This is a genomic window from Hafnia sp., from assembly GCF_036648275.1.
Lineage (GTDB): Bacteria > Pseudomonadota > Gammaproteobacteria > Enterobacterales > Enterobacteriaceae > Hafnia > Hafnia alvei.
Genome location: NZ_JAVXIQ010000003.1, coordinates 1 through 13,688, shown reverse-complemented (window position 1 = coordinate 13,688; position 13,688 = coordinate 1). Strand labels below are relative to the sequence as shown.

Genomic DNA, 13,688 nt, shown 5'->3' with positions numbered 1-13,688 from the left:
GTGCGATCAATATCACACTGATAGCTTCAAGGTCACGACAAACATAAAGGGGTGGGAGTGCCCAACAAATGGAACTTGGTCTATTTCTTTCAATGCTAGGGTTTTTGTGGGTCGCGGCGATCACGCCTGGGCCAAATAATATGCTGCTGACCTCGTCGGGGGCGAACTTTGGCTTTATGCGTTCGGTGCCGTTGATGTTGGGCATTATGCTTGGAATGCAGTCGCTGCTGCTTTTAGTGGCGTTTGGCGTTGGTAGCCTGCTGCTGGTTTACCCTACGTTGCATACCGCCCTAAAAATATTGGGCAGCTTATATCTGCTGTACATCGCTTGGAAAATAGCGACCTCCAGCTATGAAAAGCTTGACCCTACCGCGGTAAAAGTCAAAAAGCCGGTTAACTGGTACCAAGGCTGGTTGCTTCAGTTTTTAAACCCCAAAGCATGGCTGATGGGATTAGGGGCCGTCGCCAGTTTCAGCCTTGCGGGTTCTGAATATAATCATTCCATTATTGCGATCAGCGTCGCGATGGTCTTGGTCAATTTAGTCTCCGGTATTATTTGGCTAGGTTTTGGCACCGTGATTGGCCGCTTGCTGAACAGCCGCCGCGCCTGGTTTACGTTTAATATCTCCATGGGATTGCTGACCGCCGCCTGTGTCTTGCTCATTTGGCATTGATTCTTACGTCTCCGGTTCGCTGGAGACGCTCTCATTTCTTAGTGATATGCCGTCGATAACATTGACCCTAGTCGCTCAGACGCCAAACTTCAATTATCTCTATTTGGAATAAAGAATACTTTTTTATTCCTTCTTAACTAAATCGCGCTCAGCTAAAACTGTGTTCAACGCAGGGCATTGTGCTCCTGACACAGAAAAATAAGCGGAGCAGATGATGGCGAATAAACCCTTTTCTTTACGTAGCGTGGCTGCGTTTCTCACCCTCTCGTTAGCCGCAACGAGTGCCTATGCACTTGATGTGACCGTGGCGTATCAAACTTCCGCAGAACCGGCCAAAGTGGCACAGGCGGATAACGCCTTTGCCAAAGCCTCTGGCGCGAAGGTGGATTGGCGCAAGTTCGATAGCGGCTCAAGCGTGGTGAAAGCCTTAGCTTCCGGTGACGTGCAGATTGGCAATATCGGATCTAGCCCGTTGGCCGCGGCGGTGAGCCAAGGCTTGCCCATTGAAGTGTTCCTGCTGGCCTCTCAGTTGGGGAACTCAGAAGCGCTGGTGGTGAAAAGAGAGATTAAATCTCCGCAGGATCTTATCGGTAAGCGTATTGCCGTTCCTTTCGTTTCAACCACGCACTATAGCCTGCTTGCGGCGCTTAAGCATTGGGGTATCAAACCCGATCAGCTCACCATTTTAAACCTTCAGCCACCGGCGATTGCGGCGGCATGGCAGCGTGGTGATATCGATGGCGCTTATGTCTGGGCTCCAGCGGTTAACGAATTGGCGAAAACAGGTAGCGTATTAACTGACTCAGAACAGGTTGGCAAATGGGGCGCACCGACGCTGGACGTATGGGTTGTACGTAAAGACTTTGCACAGCAGCATCCCGATGTTGTAACCGCATTTGCGCGCACGACGTTAGCGGCACAGAAGGCCTATTTGGCAGCGCCTGAACAGTGGCTGAAAGACGGACAGAATGTCGACAAGCTCTCCAAACTGAGCGGTGTACCGCAAGATCAGGTTCCAGGATTGGTGAAGGGAAACCGTTATCTGCCCGTTGCCGAGCAGGTTAATGAGCTGGGCCAGCCGGTAGATAAAGCCATTCATGATACCGCCGTGTTTTTGCAGCAGCAGGGCAAAATTCCTCAGGTGGCCGCAGATTACCGTAGCTTTGTGAATAACCAGTTTGTGAAGCAAGTGCAGGCTGAGCCTCAGTCATAAGGAGTTACCCATGCTGTCAGTGAATCATCTCAGTGCTTCCTATGATGGAAAAGCTGTTCTGGAAGACGTCTCATTACAAATTGCGAGTGGACAACTGGTGGTGGTACTCGGGCCGTCTGGGTGTGGAAAAACCACATTATTGAATTTGGTGGCGGGATTTAGCCAGCCAGATTCGGGTTCGATAACGCTGTCTGGCCGTGAAGTCACTGGGCCAAGCGCTGAGCGTGGCGTGGTATTTCAAAATGAAGGCCTGCTGCCGTGGCGAAATGTTTTAGCAAACGTGGTGTTTGGTTTGCAGCTACAAGGTGTAGCACGCGATGAACGAAACGCTATTGCGCTGCGGATGCTGCGCTTGGTTGGGCTAGAAGGTTATGAACGGCACTTTATCTGGCAGCTATCGGGCGGAATGCGCCAGCGGGTGGGCATCGCCCGTGCACTGGCGGCCAATCCCCAACTGTTGTTATTGGATGAACCTTTTGGCGCGCTCGATGCGTTCACGCGTGAGCAAATGCAAGAATTGCTGCTAGGCGTTTGGCGTAAAACGGGTAAACAGATCTTACTGATTACCCATGACATTGAAGAAGCGGTGTTTTTAGCCTCTGAGCTGATCCTGTTGTCGCCGGGACCTGGGCGCATTGTTGAACGCTTGGCGCTGAGTTTTGGCCAGCGCTATGCCGATGGTGAGCCATGCCGAGCGATTAAATCCGATCCTGCGTTTATTGAACGTCGTGAATATGTGCTTAGCCGCGTCTTCGAGCAGCGGACACCGCATACGCAAGGAGTTTGGTCATGAGTCTTCATTCTACGCTGAAGGGTAATACCGCTGATAACGCGCATAAGCTGACCGTATACCAGAAGAAAAGAACTATCCCATCAAACGTAATCATCAGTGCACTCACGTTGCTGGCTATTTTATTGGTGTGGTGGGGCGTCACCGCGATGCAGTTTATCAGCCCGCTGTTTCTGCCCGCACCTCAGCAGGTGTTTAAGCAGCTGCTGAGTATCAGCACGCAAGGTTTTATGGATGCCACGCTGGGGCAGCATTTAGCCGCTAGCCTGGGGCGCATTCTGGTCGCGCTGCTTGCCGCCGTGGTTATTGGCGTTCCCGTGGGAATTGCGATGGGGCTCAACCCCACCGTGCGCGGTATTTTAGACCCCATTATTGAAATCTATCGTCCGGTACCGCCGCTGGCCTATCTTCCGTTGATGGTTATCTGGTTTGGCATTGGTGAAACATCCAAGATATTGCTGATTTATCTCGCGATTTTTGCGCCTGTCACACTGGCTGCTGCCGCAGGTGTGCGGAGCGTAGAGCAGGTTCGCGTGCGCGCGGCTCAAGCGTTAGGGGCAAATCGCTGGCAGGTGTTGTGGTATGTGGTGCTTCCCAATGCCTTGCCGGAGATTTTAACCGGCTTGCGTATCGGGCTCGGCGTGGGTTGGTCTACGCTGGTGGCCGCAGAGCTGATTGCCGCGACGCGCGGTTTAGGATTTATGATTCAGTCCGCTGGTGAGTTTTTAGCTACGGATGTTGTTATCGCTGGCATTAGCGTTATCGCGTTGATTGCTTTTGCATTGGAATTGGGCCTGAGAGCCTTGCAGCGCCGCTTAACCCCGTGGCATGGAGTGAAAAAATGAATGAACGTCTCGCTATTCAGCCTTTAAGCCCTGCCATTGGTGCAGTCGTTAGCAATATAGACCTCACCCGCCCGCTGAGTGATTCACAGTTTGAACAGCTTTATCACGCACTGCTAAAGCATCAGGTATTGTTTGCGCGTGGGCAGGCCATTACGCCGTTACAGCAGCGCGAGCTAGCATCACGTTTTGGCGATCTGCATATACATCCGGTCTATCCGCATGCGGCGGGCGTGGAGGAGATCATTGAGCTCGATACGCATAACGATAATCCTCCGGACAACGATAACTGGCACACCGATGTGACCTTTATCGAGAATCCTCCGCTGGGCGCGATTTTGGCAGCAAAACGTCTGCCAGAAGTAGGCGGCGATACGTTGTGGTCGAGCGGCATTGCCGCCTTCGAGGCGCTTTCACCTCAGCTCAAGATATTATTGAGCAGCCTGCAAGCCGAGCATGATTTTGAAAAGTCATTCCCTGAATATAAACATCTGCGTTCGGAAGAAGAACACCAGCGCTGGCAGCAGGCAAAACGTCAGCATCCGCCGCTGTTGCATCCGGTGGTGCGGACGCATCCTGTGAGTGGGCGTCAGGCGCTATTCGTTAACGAAGGATTTACCACGCGTCTGGTAGGTATTCCTCAGCAGGAAGGTGATGCGCTGTTGCAGTTCCTTTTCCGACATACGACTAAGCCTGAATTCCAAGTTCGCTGGCGTTGGCAGCAGGACGATATCGCGATTTGGGATAACCGCGTGACGCAGCATTATGCCAATGCAGACTATTTGCCTCAGCGCCGAATTATGCATCGAGCGACTATTCTGGGGGATAAGCCGTTTTATCGCAGTGAAACGAAGGGTGCTTAGAGACTGATACACAACAGAGTGCAGCCAACGAACGAGGTATTCCTTGCGGAATACCTCGACGTAAAGGTGCTTACCGTTTAGATGCGTAGGCTAAAACGGCGGCAACCTCTTTATTACCGTTTTTGATGTGTATTTCACACAGGTATCCATGTGTGATCCCAATGAACGCCAATAGAGTTATACAGACGATCAATAGACACCAAATAACAGTTTTTTGTGGCATTTTTTGGTTTTCCTTTTCCTTGTTTTGCAACGGGGAAGAGGCTAACCTCACACTGCTGAGTATGAGGGTTGGCCTCACCTTGATTAAATATCAGGTGGGGCTTTTTCCTATCTGCCATACCACTCTATGCTTAAGACAGACAGTCCTAAGCACCCAAGCGCAGAGTAAATACGCTTTCGGGTGCTTAACAGCGGGTTTGTTAGATTATGCGAAGTGGATTCCAGCGAATGTTTCATCGCTGGCAATAGATTGCAGCCTCTTTGCGAGGCTTATTCGCTTTCAGCCTCAAAGGCTTGGGTCATGACTTCTAGCGTTTCCTGCCCATCTAACCATTCCATCTCTGCCTCTTCTAGCGCGGCCTTGGTTTGATTCTGTTGCTGTAGGCATTCAGTCAGTTCCGCCTTGCGGCTGATGTCATACAGTTCGCTATCGGCCAATTTTTCTTCGAGTACGGCTAGTTGCGCGCTCAGTTTTTCCATTTGCTGTTCCATCTTCATGATGTGCTTACGGATCGGCTGAGTTTGGGTGCGGAATTCGGCTGCACGGCGCTTTTGATCTTTACGCGCTTGAGCACTATTTCCGCTAGTTTCGCCTTCGCTTTTATTGGAATCTTGCTGTGCCTGTTGACGTTGCAGGTCAATCATCCACTGTTGATAATCTTCCAGATCGCCAGCAAACGGCTCAACTTGGCCATCGTGTACCAAGTACAGATCGTCGGTCGTTGAACGTAGTAAGTGACGGTCATGGGAAACCACCACCAACGCGCCTTCGAAGTCGATCAGGGCTTCGGTCAGCGCTTGACGCATGTCTAAATCGAGGTGGTTAGTCGGTTCATCGAGCAGTAATAGATTAGGGCGCTGCCATACAACCAGTGCTAATACCAGACGCGCTTTTTCGCCGCCGGAGAAACGCGCGGTGTGCTCGGTGACTTTATCGCCGCGGAAACCAAAACCGCCCAAATAGTCACGCAGTTGCTGTTCCGTTTCGCGTGGGGCGATGCGGGTAAGATGCTGCAACGGCGATTCATCTGCGCGTAAATATTCCAACTGATGCTGAGCGAAGTAGCCCAGCTTCACGCCTTTGGCTAAACCGATTTCGCCTTTTTGCGGCGCTAACTCACCGGCCAACAGCTTGATCAGCGTGGATTTACCTGCGCCGTTGCGGCCTAGCAGACCAATGCGAGAACCGGGAACCAGATTCAGCTTGATGGAATCCAAAATCGTTTTGTCACCGTAGCCGGCACTCACTTTTTCCATCCGCAGCAATGGATTCGGTAGGCTTTCTGGTTCGCGGAAGCTGAAGTGGAATGGATTGTCGACATGGGCAGGTGCAATCAGTTCCATTCGCTCTAGCATTTTCACACGGCTTTGTGCCTGTTTAGCTTTAGAGGCCTTGGCTTTGAAGCGATCGATGTAGCTTTGCAGATGCGCGACGCGCTGCTGCTGGCTTTCATACATCGATTGCTGTTGTGAAAGCTTGGTGGCGCGCTGCTGTTCAAACGATGAATAGTTGCCGGTGTACTCGAACATCTGCTCTTGTTCGATATGCAAGATTTTGTCGACGATCGGATCGAGAAAATCACGGTCATGCGAAATAAGGATCAATGTACCGGTATAGTTTTTCAGCCAGCGTTCTAGCCAAATCACCGCATCTAAGTCGAGATGGTTGGTGGGCTCATCGAGAAGCAGTAAATCGGAGCGGCAAATCAGTGCTTGTGCAAGGTTAAGGCGCATACGCCAGCCGCCGGAGAAGGATTTTACCGGCTCTTCGAGCTGGCTTTGGCTAAAGCCTAAACCGTGTAGCAGGCTGGAAGCGCGAGAGCGGATTGTCCACGCTTGAATGGCGTCCAGCTTTCCGTGCACTAATGCGATAGCGTTGCCATCGTTACGTTCGTTTGCGTCGTTGAGTTCAGACTCTAGCTGGCGGAATTCACGGTCACCGTCGAGTACATACTCTAAAGCGGGCACGTCGAGCGCTGGGGTTTCTTGGTTGACCCACGCCAGCGCCCAGTTACCAGGAAAGTTGAAGCTGCCAGCATCGGCACTCATTTCACCTTTTAACAGCGACAGCAGCGTTGATTTCCCACAGCCATTTTTACCCACCAGACCCACTTTCTGGCCGGGGTTAACCGTTGCACTGGCATTGTCTAGCAGAACGCGGGTACCGCGTCGAATTTGTAGCGATGAGAAAACAATCATAAAGCGCCGTCTATTAGAAATGTGTTAAATTACGGTTGTTTTTGCGTGAACAATAATAAGTTTTCAGAACACGCACACTATTAATTTTAATCTTAGCGCTGCATGGTAGCTGAAATGCTCACCGATGACGACGCTTTGGGGAGGGGAATAGATGTCGCAGCCACCGAAAGTATTGCTGCTGTATGCCCATCCGGAATCACAAGACTCGGTTGCGAATCGAGTTCTACTGCAGCCGGCACAACAATTGGAACATGTCACTGTGCACGATCTCTACGCGCACTATCCTGATTTTTTTATTGATATTCACCATGAGCAGAAACTGCTGCGTGAGCATCAAGTCATTGTTTTTCAGCATCCTCTTTATACTTATAGCTGTCCTGCCTTATTGAAAGAGTGGCTGGATCGCGTGCTGTCGCGCGGTTTTGCCAGCGGCGTTGGCGGAAATGCCCTGCGCGGAAAATATTGGCGTAGCGTTGTCACAACCGGTGAGCCTGAAGGGGCTTATCAAATGGGCGGCTACAACCGTTACACCATGGATGAAGTTTTGCGTCCATTTGAGCTAACGGCAGGCATGTGCCATATGCATTGGATGACGCCGATGGTGGTTTATTGGGCTCGCCGGCTTAAGCCCGACGTTTTGCAAACGCATGCCAAAGCCTACGGGCAATGGTTGGAATCACCTTTGGCGGGAGGCGGTAGTTTATGACTGAAGAGGGCTCACTCTTACCAGCGATACTGCTGTTCCTATTTGCAGCCGTCGTGGCAGTGCCAATTGCGCGGCGGATTGGTATTGGTACCGTGCTTGGCTTTTTGATTGCGGGTATTGCGATTGGTCCGTGGGGGTTAGGGTTCATCCGCGATGTGGATGAGATCCTGCATTTTTCGGAACTGGGTGTTGTATTCCTGCTTTTTATCATTGGGCTAGAGCTTAATCCTAGCAAGCTGTGGTCGCTTCGACGCTCGATTTTTGGCGTGGGAGCTGGGCAGGTTTTGCTTACCGCAGTCATTCTAGGCGGTTTATTGCTGTTAACGGATTTTTCATGGCAGGCTGCGGTTATTGGCGGAATTGGGTTGGCGATGTCTTCCACCGCGATGGCTTTGCAGATGATGCGAGAGAAGGGGATGAACCGCAACGAAGGCGGTCAGCTCGGATTCTCGGTATTACTGTTTCAAGATATGGCCGTGATCCCTGCGCTGGCGCTAATTCCTGTTTTAGTCGGCTCCAGCAACAAAGATACGGATTGGACGTTTATTGCCATCAAAGTGGGCGCTTTACTGGGCATGCTGATTGGTGGCCGTTACTTATTGCGCCCCATTTTCCGCTACATCGCAGCGACCGGCGTGCGTGAGATTTTCACTGCCGCTGCGTTGTTAGTGGTGCTTGGCTCAGCCATGTTCATGGATGCGTTAGGCGTTTCGATGGCGATGGGGACGTTTATCGCGGGCGTGCTTCTGGCGGAGAGTGAGTTCCAGCATGAACTAGAAATTGCGATTGAACCGTTTAAGGGCCTACTGCTGGGGCTGTTTTTCATCTCCGTAGGTATGGCGCTGAATTTGGGCATTCTATACACCCATTTGCCAGAGGTATTGGCTGGCGTCGCTATTTTGGTAGCGGTAAAAGGCGGCGTGTTATATCTGCTCGCTCGCATTGCCGGTATCCGTCGTTCGGTGCGTATGCAGTTTGCCGCTGTGCTGAGCCAAGGGGGCGAATTTGCCTTCGTATTGTTCTCTGCGGCCAGCACGCAAAAATTATTGCAGGGCGATCAGATGGCGCTGTTGCTGGTGATTGTGACGCTTTCAATGGTGACTACACCGCTGTTAATGCAGTTGGTCGATCGTATTCTAGAAAAACGCTACAACCCGCAGGAAGAGGATGAGGAAGCGCCGTTTGTGGAGGATGATGATCCTCAGGTGATTATCGTCGGCTTTGGGCGTTTTGGTCAGGTTATTGGTCGCCTGCTGATGGCGAATAAAATGCGGATCACAGTTTTAGAACGTGATGTGAGCGCTGTCAGTATGATGCGTCGATATGGGTATAAAGTTTATTACGGTGATGCCACTGAGCTTGAACTGCTGCGTGCAGCTGGGGCAGAGAAAGCGGAGGCGATTGTTGTGACCTGTAATGAGCCAGAAGACACCCTCGCCGTGGTGCATTTGTGCCAGCAGCATTTCCCACATTTAAAAATTCTGGCGCGTGCACGTGGCCGCGTTGAGGCTCATGAATTGTTGATGGCTGGAGTGAATCAATTTAGCCGTGAAACGTTTTCTAGTGCGCTGGAGCTGGGCCGCAAAGCGCTGATGGAGTTGGGTATGCATCCCCATCAGGCGCATCGGGCACAGCAGCATTTTCGTCGTTTGGATATGCGCATGCTGCGTGAGCTGATGCCTCATCATCAGGGCGATGTGACGCAAATTTCACGTGTCAAAGAGGCCAGACGCGAGCTGGAGGATATTTTTCAGCGTGAGATGCAGCATGAGCGGCGGCAAATGAATGACTGGGACGAAGAAGACCTGTGAAAAAGGTCTACGAATAAGGTAACAAAATGAAAAAGAGATTTATTGCAGGAGCAACCTGCCCCGCCTGTAAGGCGCAGGATACGTTGGTGGTTTGGCGAGAGAATAATATCGAGCATGCTGAGTGTGTTAAGTGTGGGCATCAGCTAAGCCAGCCAGAGGCGGATGTCAGCGACCATGTACAGCATAACAACCAAATGATCGGTATTTTTAAGCCAGAATAAGCGGCAAGGGTGGCGTTTCAGCGAGGGATTTTTTATCCTTGTGGGTACAGTGGCGCAAAATTCCGCTACAATCTGCGCCAATTTAGTTTCCAACGCTAGGAGATATCATGAAAGTAGCAAAAGACCTGGTGGTCAGCTTGGCCTATCAGGTACGTACAGAAGACGGTGTTTTAGTTGATGAATCTCCGGTGAGTGCACCGTTGGATTATCTGCACGGACATGGCTCCCTGATTTCTGGGCTGGAAGCAGCTCTGGAAGGACACGCTGAAGGCGATAGCTTTGACGTTCACGTTGGCGCGAATGACGCTTACGGCAACTATGATGAAAATCTGGTTCAGCGTGTTCCTAAAGACGTTTTCATGGGCGTTGATGAACTGCAGGTTGGCATGCGTTTCTTGGCTGAAACCGATCAGGGTCCAGTTCCAGTTGAAATTACCGAAGTTGACGACGACCACGTTGTTGTTGATGGTAACCACATGCTGGCTGGCCAGAACCTGAACTTCCACGTTGAAGTTATCGCAATCCGTGAAGCAACAGCTGAAGAGCTGGAGCATGGTCACGTACACGGCGAGCACGATCATCACCACGAACACGGCGAAGGCTGCTGTGGTGGTCATGGCCACGAACACGGTCACGACCATGGTGAAGAAGGCGGTTGCTGTGGTGGTAATGGCAAAGGCAACGGTGGTTGCGGCTGTCATTAATTCTGTGATTGATAAGCAGAATGAAAAAAGCGGCCTTGGCCGCTTTTTTGTTGTTGAATCATCGCTCAATAGTGAGGCGGCGGTGTTTCTTCTGATGGGTGAGCCATCATCGACGGCTGAGCTGCTTTAAGCTTATCCACCAGTAAATGCATTTGTTCGCGGTATTTATTCATCTCTAGCTGAAGAGCAATAACCGTTTGGTTGAGCTCCTCAATCGTTATTTCCTGAAAAGCCAGTCGGCTTTCGAGCATTTCAAATCGGGATTCAAGCTCTTCGCGATCCCAAGCCGATGGTTGCATAATCTTTCCTCTGAAAACGGTGTAGTTTCTGTTCACAATTTCATAGGTGAAATTTCACCTCATAATCGTTATTTTACCCGTAAAGCAGGCGAATTGCGCGTTACGCTTGTTGATTGGCTAAGCGAGTGAAACTTTTTGGGCATGTTGTAGTCTGAATTTATCAGACTGGCACGCTTAGTGATTGTTTTATGCGTCAACAGACCGCTATAGTACCCAACTACATTTAGCTCATCGTTATTTAAGGTAATTTGCCTTAAAGTTTGGAGAAATGGATGAAATCTTTTTTTAAAGTTACTGTGCTGGCAACCACAATGGCTCTGGCTCTGAATGCATCAGCGTTCGCCGCTGACGCAGCTAAAGCTGCAGATGCTGCGCCGACAGCAACTAACAGCAAATTCAAGAATGACGATCAGCAGGCAGCATACGCATTAGGTGCTTCTCTGGGACGTTATATGGAAAACTCCCTGAAAGAGCAGGAAAAACTGGGTATCAAGTTGGATAAAGACCAGCTGATCGCCGGTGTTCAAGATGCTTTCGCAGGTAAAAGCAAGCTGACCGACCAAGAAATCGAAGGCACTTTGCAGGGCTTTGAAGCACGCGTAAAAGCATCTGCACAGGCTAAGATGGAACAGGATGCTAAAGCTAACGCAGATGCGGGTAAAAAATTCCGTGATGCGTTCGCTAAAGAGAAAAATGTTAAAACCACCAAAACTGGCCTGATGTATCAAGTTGATAAAGAAGGTACCGGTGCTGAACCAAAAGACAGCGATACCGTAGTGGTTAACTACAAAGGTACTCTGACCGATGGTACTGAGTTTGATAACTCATACAGCCGTGGTGAGCCATTGTCTTTCCGTCTTGATGGCGTTATCCCAGGCTGGACCGAAGGCCTGAAACACATCAAAAAAGGCGGCAAAATCAAGCTGGTCATCCCACCAGAATTGGCATATGGCAAAACTGGCGTCCCAGGCATCCCAGCAAACTCTACGCTGGTATTTGATGTAGAACTGCTGGATGTTAAAGCTGCACCTAAAGCTGATGCGAAAGCAGAAGCTCCAGCAAAAGCTGACGCAGCGAAAGCAGGCAAGTAATTAACTTGAATGTTTAAAAAAAGCCGTGGAATATTCCACGGCTTTTTTGTTTTTTATCGTTGGAAGGTAAAAAAAACTTTTACCCCGCTGGCCTCAAGGAATTTAATAGGGCAGCTTTGCTAAACTTTATTTGCTAACTAGCACGTTTTCTTGAATCTGCATCCATAGATGGATGCGTAGCTAAATCCTCCGTGGGGGTTGTCTTCAATGTCCAATACGCTTATGCCTGGTGATACCAGCGAGCTAGATTTACTGGATGAGCGTCCGTTCAGCCAGACCGATCATGAAATTCTGAAATCATACGAAGCCGTTGTTGATGGTCTTGCTATGCTCATTGGCTCTCATTGCGAAATCGTTTTGCATTCGCTTGAGGACTTGAAATGTTCAGCGGTACGTATTGCAAACGGTGAACATACGGGGCGCAAAATCGGCTCGCCTATTACCGATTTAGCCCTGCGCATGCTGCACGATATGGCCGGTGAAGATAGCAGCGTGTCAAAAGCTTACTTCACACGTGCAAAAAGCGGTGTGTTGATGAAGTCGGTTACGATTGCTATTCGTAACAAGGAGCAGCGCGTTATTGGTCTGCTATGTATCAACATGAATCTGGATGTGCCTTTCTCTCAGATCATGGAAACCTTCATTCCTAAGGCTTCGCAAGATGTTGCTTCATCCGTGAATTTTGCCTCTTCCGTAGACGACTTGGTGGCGCAGACGTTGGAGTTTACGATCGAAGAAGTGAATGCCGACCGTTCGGTATCGAACAATGCGAAGAATCGCCAAATTGTGCTGAACCTGCATGAAAAGGGCATTTTTGATATCAAAGACGCCATTAATCAGGTTGCCGACCGTCTGAATATCTCTAAGCACACGGTGTATCTGTATATTCGTCAGTTCAAAAGCGGCGACCTACAGGGTAGCGATCGCTAATGCTGAGCTACTCCTTGTTTGTGACAGGCCCTGCTTATGGCACGCAGGCGGCGAGTAGCGCCTACCAGTTTGCTCAGGCACTGGTGGCCAGCGAACATCAATTGGTCAGCGTATTCTTCTATCGAGAGGGCGTGAGCAACGCTAATCAGCTGACATCTCCGGCGAGTGATGAATTCGATCTCGTTCGTGCGTGGCAGAAATTAGCGCGGGATCATGGTGTAGTGCTCAATGTGTGTGTCGCGGCAGCGTTGCGCCGCGGCGTGGTTTCAAAAGATGAAGCGGCACAGTTGGGCCTGCCGGCTGCTAATTTGCAGGATGGCTTTGCCTTAAGTGGGTTAGGTTCACTGGCTGAAGCTGCATTGACCTGCGATCGCATCATGCAATTCTGAGAGGATGGGATGAAACGTTTAGCTTTTATTTTTACTCAGCCTCCGCATACATCAAGCGCAGGACGTGAAGGGCTGGATGCATTACTGGCTGCTTCTGCTTTCAGTGAAGATATTCAGGTGTTTTTTATTGGGGATGGCGTTTTTCAACTTTTGCCCAATCAAAAACCGACTGAAATTCTTTGTCGAGACTATGTTTCAACCTTTGGCGTGATGCCGCTTTACGATATTGAAGACGTTTATATCTGTTCTGAGTCACTGCGTGAAAGAGGTTTACAGGACAATGAGCAGTGGATTATTGATGTTCAACTGCGAACTGCGGCACAGATTCGACAAAACCTTGAACAACGCGATGTTGTGCTAACCTTTTAGTCTTTGGTGATACTTTACATGTTACATACGCTGGCAAAGTCTCCAACCTCAGCAGATCTGACAACTCTTTGCGCTATTGTGGGCAATAATGACGCTATCGTGCTTCTTCAGGATGGTGTTCTGTGCGGGCTCACAAATACCCATGCCCTTGAAAAGCTCATTTCTGCCTCCACATCCCTATATGCGCTGAATGTCGATGTTATTGCTCGAGGTTTGAGTGCTCGAATTTCATCCAATATCGTGTTGTTAGACTATAATCAGTTCGTTGAACTGAGTGCCAAACACCCTCAGCAAGTATCTTGGTGAGAATGCGATCTTGTATATTTCTTGACACCTATACTGGGCAGCCATAAAATTCTGCGTCC

Annotated in this window: 17 protein-coding genes; 14 read left to right on the top strand and 3 right to left on the bottom strand. The window is 50.1% G+C overall.

The window, feature by feature from the left end; translation table 11 throughout:
* Positions 1-68 precede the first annotated feature (68 nt).
* From RSC70_RS04230 to tauD, 5 genes are all read left to right on the top strand, one after another.
* On the top strand, positions 69-674 hold the full coding sequence (locus RSC70_RS04230; protein ID WP_046460040.1) for a LysE family translocator: 606 nt from the start codon (positions 69-71) through the stop codon (positions 672-674).
* A gap of 214 nt (positions 675-888) precedes the next feature.
* The gene (gene tauA / locus RSC70_RS04225) at positions 889-1,887 is read left to right on the top strand and encodes a taurine ABC transporter substrate-binding protein (protein ID WP_234618659.1); all 999 of its coding nucleotides are present in this window, start codon (positions 889-891) and stop codon (positions 1,885-1,887) included.
* Between the two features lie 10 nt (positions 1,888-1,897).
* A complete protein-coding gene (tauB, locus tag RSC70_RS04220; protein ID WP_332541797.1) occupies positions 1,898-2,680 on the top strand; it encodes a taurine ABC transporter ATP-binding subunit in 783 nt (260 codons plus the stop codon).
* A complete protein-coding gene (tauC, locus tag RSC70_RS04215; protein WP_332541796.1) occupies positions 2,677-3,522 on the top strand; it encodes a taurine ABC transporter permease TauC in 846 nt (281 codons plus the stop codon). The genes tauB and tauC overlap by 4 nt, the downstream gene beginning before the upstream one ends.
* A complete protein-coding gene (gene tauD / locus RSC70_RS04210) occupies positions 3,519-4,382 on the top strand; it encodes a taurine dioxygenase (protein WP_332541794.1) in 864 nt (287 codons plus the stop codon). Before tauC ends, tauD begins: the two co-directional genes overlap by 4 nt.
* A gap of 70 nt (positions 4,383-4,452) precedes the next feature.
* Here tauD and RSC70_RS04205 read toward each other — a convergent pair whose 3' ends face one another.
* Positions 4,453-4,605: a Hok/Gef family protein gene (locus RSC70_RS04205; protein ID WP_040046978.1), complete on the bottom strand. Its 153-nt coding sequence runs from the start codon at positions 4,603-4,605 to the stop codon at positions 4,453-4,455.
* 269 nt (positions 4,606-4,874) lie between these two features.
* Positions 4,875-6,803, bottom strand: coding sequence for an ABC transporter ATP-binding protein (locus tag RSC70_RS04200; protein ID WP_115349111.1), 1,929 nt, complete (start codon positions 6,801-6,803; stop codon positions 4,875-4,877).
* Positions 6,804-6,954: 151 nt separating this feature from the next.
* Here RSC70_RS04200 and kefG point away from each other — a divergent pair, with 151 nt between their 5' ends.
* The 4 genes from kefG (at position 6,955) to slyD (ending at position 10,245) form a co-directional block, all read left to right on the top strand.
* Positions 6,955-7,509, top strand: coding sequence for a glutathione-regulated potassium-efflux system ancillary protein KefG (gene kefG / locus RSC70_RS04195; protein ID WP_043489384.1), 555 nt, complete (start codon positions 6,955-6,957; stop codon positions 7,507-7,509).
* Positions 7,506-9,320, top strand: coding sequence for a glutathione-regulated potassium-efflux system protein KefB (kefB, locus tag RSC70_RS04190; protein WP_063586277.1), 1,815 nt, complete (start codon positions 7,506-7,508; stop codon positions 9,318-9,320). The genes kefG and kefB overlap by 4 nt, the downstream gene beginning before the upstream one ends.
* Before the next feature lie 26 nt (positions 9,321-9,346).
* A complete protein-coding gene (locus RSC70_RS04185) occupies positions 9,347-9,541 on the top strand; it encodes a YheV family putative zinc ribbon protein (RefSeq protein ID WP_040046974.1) in 195 nt (64 codons plus the stop codon).
* Between the two features lie 107 nt (positions 9,542-9,648).
* Positions 9,649-10,245, top strand: coding sequence for a peptidylprolyl isomerase (gene slyD / locus RSC70_RS04180; RefSeq protein WP_025799206.1), 597 nt, complete (start codon positions 9,649-9,651; stop codon positions 10,243-10,245).
* Between the two features lie 65 nt (positions 10,246-10,310).
* Here slyD and RSC70_RS04175 read toward each other — a convergent pair whose 3' ends face one another.
* Positions 10,311-10,544: a SlyX family protein gene (locus RSC70_RS04175; protein ID WP_025799204.1), complete on the bottom strand. Its 234-nt coding sequence runs from the start codon at positions 10,542-10,544 to the stop codon at positions 10,311-10,313.
* A 272-nt stretch (positions 10,545-10,816) separates the two neighbouring features.
* On the opposite strand from RSC70_RS04175, the gene fkpA reads away from it, so the two are divergent.
* The 5 genes from fkpA to tusB all read left to right on the top strand — a co-directional run bounded on the left by fkpA (position 10,817) and on the right by tusB (position 13,629).
* Complete coding sequence (gene fkpA / locus RSC70_RS04170) at positions 10,817-11,635, top strand: FKBP-type peptidyl-prolyl cis-trans isomerase (RefSeq protein WP_040046973.1); 819 nt, start codon at positions 10,817-10,819, stop codon at positions 11,633-11,635.
* 207 nt (positions 11,636-11,842) lie between these two features.
* Entirely contained in the window at positions 11,843-12,565 is a 723-nt protein-coding gene (locus tag RSC70_RS04165) for a helix-turn-helix transcriptional regulator (RefSeq protein WP_008815470.1), read from the top strand.
* Entirely contained in the window at positions 12,565-12,954 is a 390-nt protein-coding gene (gene tusD / locus RSC70_RS04160) for a sulfurtransferase complex subunit TusD (RefSeq protein WP_423785526.1), read from the top strand. The genes RSC70_RS04165 and tusD overlap by 1 nt, the downstream gene beginning before the upstream one ends.
* Positions 12,955-12,963: 9 nt before the next feature.
* Positions 12,964-13,323, top strand: coding sequence for a sulfurtransferase complex subunit TusC (gene tusC / locus RSC70_RS04155; protein WP_063586279.1), 360 nt, complete (start codon positions 12,964-12,966; stop codon positions 13,321-13,323).
* 18 nt (positions 13,324-13,341) lie between these two features.
* Positions 13,342-13,629: a sulfurtransferase complex subunit TusB gene (gene tusB, locus RSC70_RS04150; protein ID WP_040046970.1), complete on the top strand. Its 288-nt coding sequence runs from the start codon at positions 13,342-13,344 to the stop codon at positions 13,627-13,629.
* Positions 13,630-13,688: the final 59 nt, after the last annotated feature.

Bases quoted from the DNA above. Each gene is read 5' to 3' on its own strand.
- RSC70_RS04230 (WP_046460040.1), top strand. From the start codon at position 69: ATGGAACTTGGTCTATTTCTTTCAATGCTAGGGTTTTTGTGGGTCGCG.
- RSC70_RS04175 (WP_025799204.1), bottom strand. From the start codon at position 10,544: ATGCAACCATCGGCTTGGGATCGCGAAGAGCTTGAATCCCGATTTGAA.
- tauA (WP_234618659.1), top strand. From the start codon at position 889: ATGGCGAATAAACCCTTTTCTTTACGTAGCGTGGCTGCGTTTCTCACC.
- RSC70_RS04185 (WP_040046974.1), top strand. From the start codon at position 9,347: ATGAAAAAGAGATTTATTGCAGGAGCAACCTGCCCCGCCTGTAAGGCG.
- fkpA (WP_040046973.1), top strand. From the start codon at position 10,817: ATGAAATCTTTTTTTAAAGTTACTGTGCTGGCAACCACAATGGCTCTG.
- slyD (WP_025799206.1), top strand. From the start codon at position 9,649: ATGAAAGTAGCAAAAGACCTGGTGGTCAGCTTGGCCTATCAGGTACGT.
- kefB (WP_063586277.1), top strand. From the start codon at position 7,506: ATGACTGAAGAGGGCTCACTCTTACCAGCGATACTGCTGTTCCTATTT.
- RSC70_RS04205 (WP_040046978.1), bottom strand. From the start codon at position 4,605: ATGCCACAAAAAACTGTTATTTGGTGTCTATTGATCGTCTGTATAACT.
- RSC70_RS04165 (WP_008815470.1), top strand. From the start codon at position 11,843: ATGTCCAATACGCTTATGCCTGGTGATACCAGCGAGCTAGATTTACTG.
- tusC (WP_063586279.1), top strand. From the start codon at position 12,964: ATGAAACGTTTAGCTTTTATTTTTACTCAGCCTCCGCATACATCAAGC.
- tauD (WP_332541794.1), top strand. From the start codon at position 3,519: ATGAATGAACGTCTCGCTATTCAGCCTTTAAGCCCTGCCATTGGTGCA.
- tauB (WP_332541797.1), top strand. From the start codon at position 1,898: ATGCTGTCAGTGAATCATCTCAGTGCTTCCTATGATGGAAAAGCTGTT.
- tusD (WP_423785526.1), top strand. From the start codon at position 12,565: ATGCTGAGCTACTCCTTGTTTGTGACAGGCCCTGCTTATGGCACGCAG.
- tauC (WP_332541796.1), top strand. From the start codon at position 2,677: ATGAGTCTTCATTCTACGCTGAAGGGTAATACCGCTGATAACGCGCAT.
- kefG (WP_043489384.1), top strand. From the start codon at position 6,955: ATGTCGCAGCCACCGAAAGTATTGCTGCTGTATGCCCATCCGGAATCA.
- tusB (WP_040046970.1), top strand. From the start codon at position 13,342: ATGTTACATACGCTGGCAAAGTCTCCAACCTCAGCAGATCTGACAACT.
- RSC70_RS04200 (WP_115349111.1), bottom strand. From the start codon at position 6,803: ATGATTGTTTTCTCATCGCTACAAATTCGACGCGGTACCCGCGTTCTG.